General features: G+C 44.6%; 9 protein-coding genes. 8 read left to right on the top strand and 1 reads right to left on the bottom strand.

Annotated elements, in window-relative coordinates:
• Positions 1–171: 171 nt before the first annotated feature.
• From B5F71_RS17455 to B5F71_RS17420, 8 genes are all read left to right on the top strand, one after another.
• Positions 172–1,458 carry a site-specific integrase gene (locus tag B5F71_RS17455; protein ID WP_087212857.1) on the top strand — a complete coding sequence of 429 codons (1,287 nt, stop codon included), beginning with the start codon at positions 172–174 and terminating at the stop codon, positions 1,456–1,458.
• Positions 1,459–1,527: 69 nt separating this feature from the next.
• Positions 1,528–2,823, top strand: a complete 1,296-nt coding sequence (locus tag B5F71_RS17450) for a PDDEXK nuclease domain-containing protein (RefSeq protein WP_087212855.1) — start codon at positions 1,528–1,530, stop codon at positions 2,821–2,823.
• A 7-nt stretch (positions 2,824–2,830) separates the two neighbouring features.
• Positions 2,831–3,850: a hypothetical protein gene (locus B5F71_RS17445; RefSeq protein ID WP_087212851.1), complete on the top strand. Its 1,020-nt coding sequence runs from the start codon at positions 2,831–2,833 to the stop codon at positions 3,848–3,850.
• A gap of 220 nt (positions 3,851–4,070) precedes the next feature.
• Complete coding sequence (locus B5F71_RS17440; protein WP_087212848.1) at positions 4,071–4,379, top strand: DUF3853 family protein; 309 nt, start codon at positions 4,071–4,073, stop codon at positions 4,377–4,379.
• Between the two features lie 14 nt (positions 4,380–4,393).
• Positions 4,394–5,470, top strand: a complete 1,077-nt coding sequence (locus B5F71_RS17435) for an AAA family ATPase (protein ID WP_087212845.1) — start codon at positions 4,394–4,396, stop codon at positions 5,468–5,470.
• A gap of 206 nt (positions 5,471–5,676) precedes the next feature.
• Entirely contained in the window at positions 5,677–6,636 is a 960-nt protein-coding gene (locus B5F71_RS17430) for a toprim domain-containing protein (RefSeq protein ID WP_087212842.1), read from the top strand.
• A gap of 226 nt (positions 6,637–6,862) precedes the next feature.
• Entirely contained in the window at positions 6,863–8,266 is a 1,404-nt protein-coding gene (locus B5F71_RS17425) for a mobilization protein (RefSeq protein ID WP_087212839.1), read from the top strand.
• A 139-nt stretch (positions 8,267–8,405) separates the two neighbouring features.
• Positions 8,406–9,581, top strand: a complete 1,176-nt coding sequence (locus tag B5F71_RS17420; protein ID WP_087212835.1) for a hypothetical protein — start codon at positions 8,406–8,408, stop codon at positions 9,579–9,581.
• A 151-nt stretch (positions 9,582–9,732) separates the two neighbouring features.
• Here B5F71_RS17420 and B5F71_RS17415 read toward each other — a convergent pair.
• A partial coding sequence (locus B5F71_RS17415; RefSeq protein ID WP_087212831.1) for a group II intron maturase-specific domain-containing protein occupies positions 9,733–10,048 on the bottom strand: 316 nt, incomplete at its 5' end.

Raw genomic sequence — 10,048 nt, 5'->3', positions numbered from 1 at the left:
GCGGTGCGTACGGGACTTTAACTTACACAATCGGGAAATCTCATAAAAACACAATATATTGGTAATAACCAACTTATTATAGATTGACTATATTACTAAATATCATTAAATGTCTTTTGTCATTTCAATTATTGGGTGTATATTTGGGTGTTGATTTTAATACACCCAGCTATGAATATCAAGAGAAACATCATCTTTTCATTGGAAAGCCGCAAGAAGAACGGAGTACCAATCGTGGAGAATGTCCCTATCCGTATGCGTGTTGTTTTTGACAGCCACCGCATTGAGTTCACAACAGGCTACCGCATTGATGTTGCCAAATGGGATGCCGACAAGCAGCGTGTAAAGAACGGATGCACCAACAAGCTGAAGCAAAGTGCATCGGAAATCAATGCGGACTTGTTGAAATACTACACTGAAATACAGAACATCTTCAAGGAGTTCGAGGTGCAGGGATTCATGCCGACTACCGAGCAGGTAAAGGATGCGTTCAACAGATTGCACAATGAAAAAAAGGAAGATGGGGAACAGGCTCCGGTGGTATTTCTGCCTTTGGAGGTATTTGACGAATTCATCAAGGAGTGCGGCACGCAAAACGGCTGGTCTGATGCCACCTATGAGAAATTTGCCGCAGTAAGGAAACATCTTGAGAAGTTTGACAAGGGACTGACTTTTGAATCATTGGATGAACCCAAGCTAACAAAGTATGTGAATTTCCTGAAAGACACCGAAGACATGCGGAACACATCCATCATGAAACAGGTCGCTTATCTGAAATGGTTCCTGCGCTGGTGTACCAAGAAAGGGTATTGCATGAACAATGCCTACGAAGATTTCAACCCCAAATTGCGGAGTACCCCGAAAAAGGTGATATTCCTTACGTGGGAAGAACTGAACAAACTCAAAAACTATCAGATACCTGAAACCAAGCAATATCTTGAACGGGTGAGGGATGTCTTTCTGTTCTGTTGCTTTACCGGACTCCGGTATTCGGATGTACATAATCTGAAGAAAAGCGACATCAGGGATGGATATATAGAAATTACTACCGTAAAGACTGCAGAAAGGCTCATCATCGAGCTTAACAACCACAGCAAGGCGATACTTGACAAATATAAGGGTGTGGAATTTGAGGGACACAAGGCTCTCCCTGTCATAAGCAACCAAAAGATGAATGACTATTTGAAGGAACTGGGCGAACTTGCCGAGATCAACGAACCCGTAAGTGAAACCTACTACAAAGGAAGCAGCCGTATAGATACCATTACACCCAAATACGCATTGCTGGGTACCCATGCCGGGAGAAGGACTTTCATCTGTAACGCTCTGGCTCTCGGCATTCCGGCTCAGGTGGTCATGAAATGGACAGGGCATAGCGACTACAAGGCGATGAAACCCTACATAGACATCGCCGATGATGTGAAAGCCAGTGCGATGAACAAATTCAACCAACTGTAAAAACAATCAGCAAGTTTCATGGAAAACCTGTAATTGGGCTTACCTTTGTAACTTTCAATACATACAACAATGAGCAACAACGATAACAATATAGAGAAAAGAAGTTTCGAGGCTTTTGTCAATGCCATCGGGTCAGAAATAGAGCAGGCGCAAGTCCGGCTCATCAGTGCAGCCAATGCGCAGATGCTGTTCCACTATTGGAAGATGGGCAATTACATATTGTACCACCAGAACCGACAAGGCTGGGGCGGTAAGGTCATCAAGAAACTGGCGCATGCGATACGGTTCAACTATCCTGAAAAGAAAGGGTATTCGGTCAGAAACTTGGCTTATATGTGTCAGTTCGCACGCTCCTATCCATTGGGCGCATTACGGAGTTTTATAGAAACCGATGCGAAATTATTTACTCCAAGTGTGCAGAAAATCACGAATGAACTTCAAAGCCTGAACAATATGACATTTACGCAAGAGCCTCTTGCGCAAATTCAATCCACAGACAACAAGGAAGTTGCAATTGTGCAAGAACCTCTTGCACAAATTCAGGATGTAGTCCAAACAGTAGCCGCTGTTTATCAAGTACCGATTGAGGACATGGAAAAACTGTTCCTAGCATCACCTGTTGCAAGAATCAATTGGGCGAGCCATGTGATTCTGTTGAACAGTTCTCTTCCGTTGGGCGTGGAGTACTGGTATATGAAACAATCCGTGGAAATGGGCTGGAGCAGCAATGTCCTTAAAATGCAGATTGAGAGCAAATTGTTTGAACGGCAAATCAACAGTCGCAAGGTCAATAATTTTACCGCCACGCTTCCCGCACCTCAAAGCGACCTTGCCAGCTACCTGTTGAAAGACCCGTATATCTTTGACTTGGCGGAAGCCAAAGAACGTGCGGACGAAAGGGACATAGAGGAACAACTGGTGAAGCACGTCACCCGTTATCTGCTGGAGATGGGCAGCGGATTCGCCTTTGTCGCAAGGCAAAAGCATTTCCAGATTGGCGACAGCGATTTTTATGCCGACTTAATCCTGTATAACATAAAACTTCATGCCTATGTGGTTGTGGAACTGAAAGCTACCCCGTTCAAACCGGAATACGCCGGACAGTTGAACTTCTACATCAATGTGGTGGATGACAAACTGAGGGGAGAGAACGACAACAAGACCATCGGGCTGCTGCTATGCAAGGGCAAGGATGAGATTGTCGCACAATATGCGCTGACAGGCTATGACCAGCCTATCGGCATCAGCGACTATCAGCTCAGCAAGGCTGTGCCGGAAAGCCTGAAATCGGCGTTGCCGAGCATTGAACAGGTGGAAGAAGAACTGACGATGCTTCTTGACAATGAAAAGAACAAACAAAAGTAAGACACCTATGGCAGACAAGATACAGACGATGATTCCCCGATACGGGGAACTCAACAGAATATACAGGGACTATATAGACAATTACGTTTTCTCTTTCGACAGGCAGAAATTTATTTTTGATTTCTGTCAGGAATACAATGACATGAAGTCTTTTGAGGCAGCTATCCTTGAACTGGTGCTTGACAGGCAAAAAGAACAATACACCTTGATACTCAACAGCCTGAAGACCGAAATAGAAAAGAGCATACAGGCCTATGAAACACGCCCCATAAGTGACAGTGCCGTAGAGCGTGTTTGCCATCAGCATTTGGAAAGATATTCCCTTGAAATTGAAGCCCAGTTGGATGTTACAAGAAGCTTGAGCAAGCCGCTGAATGAAGCCAACAACAGGTATGATTCCATTGGCTACAGGGAACATACAGCCGAAGAGGAAAAGCAGGCGGAAAAAGAATATGAACGCTGTAAGGCTGAATATGACAGGGAAAGAGCCATACTGAACGAACTCTATGACCAGCAAAAGGCAGCAAGGAAAGAGGCGTTCCAATATATGAAGAACCATTGTGCGGACATATACCGCCAAAGCTGCCTTTTTCTGGACATATTGAAGAAATATATTCCTGAGGGGAAACGACAGGACGAACCGGGCAAACCCGTCAGCCAGCAGGAAACAACAGGGGAACAATACGAATACTTCGATATGAAATTACTTTCTCTCATTCATGAAACATGTGTTGGAGAACAGTTCGAGGAAATTTCCGCACCGGATTTCTATGCCAATATGAATCTCCAACCCTGCAACTGCAAGCTGAAAATCAAACCGAGAGAGAAAATCCGTGCATGCTATCTGATATTCCTGATGGGCGAGAAACTCTCTAAACAGGACAAGGACAAATGGAAAGACGGGATACTGAAACTGCTGGGTATTGATGACAGCTACTACAAGTCCAAGTACAAGGAGCCTGTTTCCGATTTTCCGAGTGACAGCAACCAGAAATTCGCCAAAGAAATGGAGCATATATTCAGATAATCGGTGACATATCCTGATTCTTTACGAAAGTTCCACTTTTACCACTCAAATTAATTTTTGAGTGGTATTTTTATTTACTGATATTCAATAAGATACAACAATATTCGGCTTACACCGTCCCCATCCTTACCACCCATAACCATACCTAATTTTGCATCGTTCGAGAACAGAAATAACAGCCAGTGCGCAGGGCTGATTGTTGAATCAAAAAAGTAGAACTATGCAAAATCTACAAGAATTATTATCCAAACCCGTCTGGCAGATGACGGGTGAAGAGTTCATCATGTTAAGCAGACACGCTTCCGTTCAGACGGAAGCGCAGCCACAGCCCGTAACGGACACAGGCAGGAAGTATGTGTACGGAATACTCGGTATCGCCAAGCTGTTCGGATGCAGCCTGCCCACCGCCAACCGCATAAAGAAAAGCGGAAAAATAGACAAGGCTATCACCCAGATAGGGCGCAAGATTATCGTGGATGCGGAACTTGCCCTTGAACTGGCAGGAAAGAAAACAGGCGGACGCAAATAACGGGAGGAATTGCTATGGACTATATGAAAGACATCCGGGAAATATCGGACGAACAGGCGGTAATCCTCTGGCAAGCCTCACGGCTGAGCCTGTCGGGAAAATACGAGAAAGCGCCAGAAATCCTCAGCGTGAAAGGTTCTGTAATCGGCACGTTGGGAAATTTCAGTGCATCCATCGGCAAAGCCAAAAGCAAGAAGACATTCAATGTGTCGGCTATCGTGGCTGCGGCTTTGAAGAACGGCACGGTGCTCAGGTATGCGGCTGAACTTCCCGAAGCCAAGCGGAAAGTGCTTTACGTGGATACGGAGCAAAGCCCCCACCACTGCCTGAATGTAATGGAACGCATCATGCGCATGGCAGGGCTGCCCGATGACAGGGACAACGAGAACCTTGAGTTCCTTGCCCTGCGGAAATATACGCCGGAGCAACGCATAAGGATTGTCGAACAGGCAATCTATCATACACCGAACCTCGGTATGGTGGTGATAGACGGCATCCGTGACATGGTGTATGACATCAACAGCCCCAGCGAATCGACACGCATCATATCGAAACTGATGCAGTGGACGGACGACAGGCAGATACATATCCACACGATACTCCACCAGAACAAGGGGGATGAGAACGCAAGGGGACATATCGGCACGGAACTGAACAACAAGGCTGAAACCGTACTGCTCGTTGAAAAGGACAAAAGTAACGGGGACATCAGCAAGGTTTCCGCCATGCACATCCGTGCGATGGACTTCGAGCCGTTTGCCTTCCGCATCAATGAAAGGGCATTGCCTGAACTGATGGAGGATTACCAGACAGAAGCCAAAGCGCCCGGCAGACCCCAAGGCGAAAGGTTTGATGCCTGCAAGGACATTTCCGAGCAACAACACCGGATAGCACTGGAAGCAGCATTTTCGTTGCAGGACGAATACGGATATAAGGAACTGAGCAAAGCATTGAAAGAGTCGTATGCCTTGGTGGGTGTTCCGTTAAGCGACAACAAGCTGGTCAAACTCATCACAGTGTTGAAGAACAAGCGGATGATAGTGCAGGAGAACGGCAGGAAGTACAGGTACAAACCGGATTTCCACTATTGACACGCTTCCTGCAATCACTTCACTTTATTCTCCGGGTCTATATATTAGGATAAAGCGAAGTGGTTGCAGGGACACATCAAACCGCTTCACTTTAAGCCGTATCCTATATATACGACAATAAAGTGAAGTGGTTATACAGCCAGTAACTTATAAACAGGGACTGGCGAAAAGAAAAAACAAACAATAACCGATAAAGACAATCATTTATGGACATACAGACAGCAAAACAAATCAGGCTGGAAGAATACCTTCACAGCTTGGGATATAGCCCGGTGAAGCGGCAGGGCATCAATCTATGGTACAAATCACCGTTCAGGGAAGAAACCGAAGCCTCGTTCAAGGTGAACACCGAGCGGAACCAATGGTATGATTTTGCGCTCGGCAAGGGCGGCAACATCATTGCGCTGGCTTCGCACCTCTATGCAACGGACAGCGTGCCGTACCTTTTGAAACGCATAGAGGAACAGGCACCGCACGTGCACCCCGTTTCTTTCTCTTTTCGCAAGCAGTCATTTACAGAGCCGAGTTTCCAACAGTTGGAAATCGTGCCGCTTTCTTCTCCTACCTTACTCGCTTACTTGCAGGAAAGGAGGATAAATCCGGCACTGGCGAAAAAAGAATGTAAGGAAGCGCGGTTTACGCACAACGGCAAACGGTACTTCGCCATTGCGTTTCCCAACATGTCGGGCGGCTATGAAATCCGCAACCGATATTTCAAGGGCTGTATCGCACCGAAGGAAATATCCCACATCAGACAGTCGGGAGAGCCAAAGGGCACGTGTTTCGTTTTCGAGGGATTTATGGACTACCTCTCATTTCTGACTCTACGGCTCGAAAGCTGTCCGCAATACCCTGAATTCGACAGGCAGGATTACATGGTTCTGAACTCTGTTGCCAATGTTTCCAAAGCACTTTATCCATTGGGAAGCTATGAGCGAATCCACTGTTTTTTTGACAATGACCGTGCAGGAATGGAAGCCCTTCAGCAAATCCGCAAGGAATACGACAGCACCCAGCATATACGGGACGCTTCACAAATCTACAGCGGATGCAAAGACCTGAACGAGTATTTGCAGAAACGCATGGCGGATAGAAAAGAGCAAATGCAATTCGTCAAAAAGAGGAATGATGCGTTACCCAAGAAACCGAAAGGCTTCCGGTTATAGCCCACTATAACTACACGCTTCGCTTTCGTAGTTGTGGGCTCTCCCGAGGGGCTTAGGACGCTGCCCTAAGAACCCGGCAAGGGCTTTCAGCCCTATGCAACCCGACCAAAGAGTGACCCTCTCTTTGGAAACTCCGCTCATGGGTTGCACCCCTAAAAGCCCCTTGCGGATATGTTCGGAAAGCAACAAACAGATTTAGTAAACAATCAAATTAAAAATTGAATAGATGGCAACAAAATCAAGCATACATATCAAGCCTTGCAACGTGGCATCAAGCGAGGCTCATAACCGGAGAACTGCCGAGTATATGCGCAACATCGGAAAATCCAAGGTATATGTGGTATCCGAACTCTCTGCGAATAACGAGCAGTGGATAAACCCGGACTTCGGCAATCCCGAATTGCAGGCGCACTATGAGGACATCAAACGGATGGTCAAGGAAAAGACTGGTCGTGCCATGCAGGAAAAGGAGCGTGAGCGCAAAGGGAAGAACGGCAAGATTATCAAAGTGGCAGGATGTTCACCCATACGTGAGGGAGTATTGCTCATCAGACCTGACACCACACTGGCAGATGTGCATAAATTTGGCGAGGAGTGCCAAAGACGCTGGGGCATTACACCGCTCCAAATCTTCCTGCACAAAGACGAAGGACATTGGCTGAATGGACAGCCTGACCCGGAGGACAGGGAGAGTTTCAAGGTTGGCGAAAGGTGGTTCAAGCCGAATTACCATGCGCATATCGTATTCGATTGGATGAATCACGATACAGGCAAGAGCCGCAAGCTCAATGACGAGGATATGACCGAAATGCAGAGCCTGGCATCCGACATCCTTCTGATGGAGCGTGGTAAGTCAAAAGCCGTAACAGGCAAAGAACATCTGGAACGGAACGATTTCATCATTGAGAAGCAGAAAGCCGAACTGCAACGCATAGAAGCCGTAAAGCGGCATAAGGAACAGCAGGTAAACCTTGCCGAGCGGGAACTCCGTCAGGTGAAATCGGAGATACGCACGGACAAGCTCAAAGGCGCAGCCACCGATGCCGCTACGGTCATAGCAAGCGGAGTGGGTTCTCTCTTCGGCAGCGGGAAAATGAAGAAACTGGAGCAGTCCAATGAAGTATTGCGTCAGGAAATTGCCAAACGGGACAAGGGAATTGATGACTTGAAAGCCCAAATGCAGCGTATGCAGGAACAGCACGGCAAGCAGATACGCAACCTACAAGGAATACACAATCAGGAACTTGAAGCCAAAGACAAGGAAATATCACGGTTGAATACCTTGCTTGAAAAGGCATTCAAATGGTTTCCTATGCTCAAGGAGATGTTGAGAATGGAAAAGTTGTGCGCTACCATCGGCTTTACCAAAGAAATGATAGAGAACCTTTTGACAAAGAAAGAAGCTATCAGGTGCAATGGCAGGATTTATTCCGAAGAACACAGGCGGAAGTTTGACATCAAGAATGATATTTTCAAGGTGGAAAGGAATCCGAGCGATAACAATAAACTGGTTCTGACCATAAACAGGCAACCGATTGGTGAATGGTTCAAAGAACAGTTTGGCAAGTTAGGGCATGGTTTTCGGAAAGCACCTAATGAACCGAGAAAAGGAGGTGGATTTAGATTATAAACATTAATTCACTCGTATCGAACAGAAGGAGTAATCAAAAAATGTTGGTTGCTCCTTTTTTATTTCTATTTTTGTGCCGCCTAAGTAAATAAAGAATCACAGACAGGCATTTCCCAAATGAATAAAATCTACGATTTGTATGTCAAAAGAAGAAAAACTGAATATTAAAGAACAAAATGACACAGCGATGGGCATTAAAAAAGTAAAAGTAAGAATCATGTGCAATGATTTCTTACGGACAATTATTAAGTATGAATGTCGAGGCTTTGCAATTTTACTCTTATTACTATTTGTGAGTCTTAACGTTTCGGGGCAAGCTGTCTTGCTTGACAAAACGACCGGTCAACGTATATCATACGCACAGATTCTAAATAGCAAAGGGGCAGTCATAGGTACGACGGATATAGATGGTACATTACCTCAAGACTTGAACGATGAAGTTGTTACTATTCAGCATATTGCCTATAAGCCTAAAAGTGTTAAATCATCTCTATTTAAGGAGGATATCCCTATTTATCTAAACCCCATTGAGTATCAGTTGAACGCAGTAACAGTTACGGCGAAGAATAGAGAATATATTCATCTCAAGACTTACTTCAGAAGTTATCAATTGAATGATTCCTGTATGAAATATTTCAGGGATGGATATTTGGATTTCTTTATTGACACAAAACATAAAGATGCGGAAAGATTTGCAATCAAGATTCGTAACTTCCAAAACGATTCATTGATAGATATGGACAAGGAAAGAGCAAATACTCTTGTAGATAAATACATTTACACACCCAGTTTGGATGGTCTCACTCTAATGGAAAGGTTGAAAAAAGAAGGTTGGAAATTTACTACTGATAGCATAGATAGCCGACTTCGATTAAATGAAGTGGTTGGAGGCGCAATAAGGATAGATACAATACAAAGAGTTTTACGAGTGGAATACGATGTACTTGCAACTAAAAAAAAGACTCCCAAAACACTTTTCGGTTACACTACTCGTCTCGAAAACTATTACCAGACAGAGAATTATATCTATAACCCGGAATATCAGTCTTATATGGATTTGATAAACAGAAAGAACTATAGAAAGTTGTTCTTTAGTCACAAAAAAGACATTAAAGAACAGATGATTGAAATCATTGATGAACTGTATGTGTTGGAACATGAGTATATTACAAAAGACGAAATGAAACTGTACAAAAAAACTTTGAAGTCAAAATTAGCCTCCCAAGTTAAGTGGAATATAGATAGCACAATAGTAACCCCATTAGCACCACAATTAGAGCAAGTATTAATAAATGACCTGTCGCAAGTTGAATAAAGATAGGGTTAGACAAATCATCAATACCGAGCGGAACTGTTAATGCCAAAATCGAGTAGGAGGTAAACATTAATCATAGGTGTTTATCTCCTATTTTCATGTTCACCGACCTCTCACACCACCGTACGTGCCGTTCGGCATACGGCGGTTCCTATTTTGGGTACCATTCGAGATACGAACCCATTAAGGTATAATACCCTGCTTTTCTCAAGCTATCGTTATTTATCGCCACCTTCAATATAGGACTGTCAGCAATACGCCAATAACCTTTGCGGGTGTTACCCCATTCCCATGCCTTGTATTTTCCAATACCACATTTAATGAGGTTTGCTACCTTGGTCTTGGGTTTCTTCCAAGATTTCCATATACACATACGTATTCTCCGTCTTAACCACTCATCTATATCAAGAAGAAAACGTTTCATATCGGCAAGATGATAGTATCCAATCCATCCACGTATGTATTCT

It is taken from the genome of Bacteroides sp. An269, from assembly GCF_002159755.1.
Classification (GTDB): Bacteria; Bacteroidota; Bacteroidia; order Bacteroidales; family Bacteroidaceae; genus Phocaeicola; species Phocaeicola intestinalis.
This window is presented reverse-complemented; position numbering and strand designations above follow the sequence as displayed.

What these genes read in the sequence shown, in the direction of transcription:
- B5F71_RS17455 (WP_087212857.1), top strand. Translation starts at nt 172, where the DNA reads ATGAATATCAAGAGAAACATCATCTTTTCATTGGAAAGCCGCAAGAAG.
- B5F71_RS17450 (WP_087212855.1), top strand. Translation starts at nt 1,528, where the DNA reads ATGAGCAACAACGATAACAATATAGAGAAAAGAAGTTTCGAGGCTTTT.
- B5F71_RS17445 (WP_087212851.1), top strand. Translation starts at nt 2,831, where the DNA reads ATGGCAGACAAGATACAGACGATGATTCCCCGATACGGGGAACTCAAC.
- B5F71_RS17440 (WP_087212848.1), top strand. Translation starts at nt 4,071, where the DNA reads ATGCAAAATCTACAAGAATTATTATCCAAACCCGTCTGGCAGATGACG.
- B5F71_RS17435 (WP_087212845.1), top strand. Translation starts at nt 4,394, where the DNA reads ATGGACTATATGAAAGACATCCGGGAAATATCGGACGAACAGGCGGTA.
- B5F71_RS17430 (WP_087212842.1), top strand. Translation starts at nt 5,677, where the DNA reads ATGGACATACAGACAGCAAAACAAATCAGGCTGGAAGAATACCTTCAC.
- B5F71_RS17425 (WP_087212839.1), top strand. Translation starts at nt 6,863, where the DNA reads ATGGCAACAAAATCAAGCATACATATCAAGCCTTGCAACGTGGCATCA.
- B5F71_RS17420 (WP_087212835.1), top strand. Translation starts at nt 8,406, where the DNA reads ATGTCAAAAGAAGAAAAACTGAATATTAAAGAACAAAATGACACAGCG.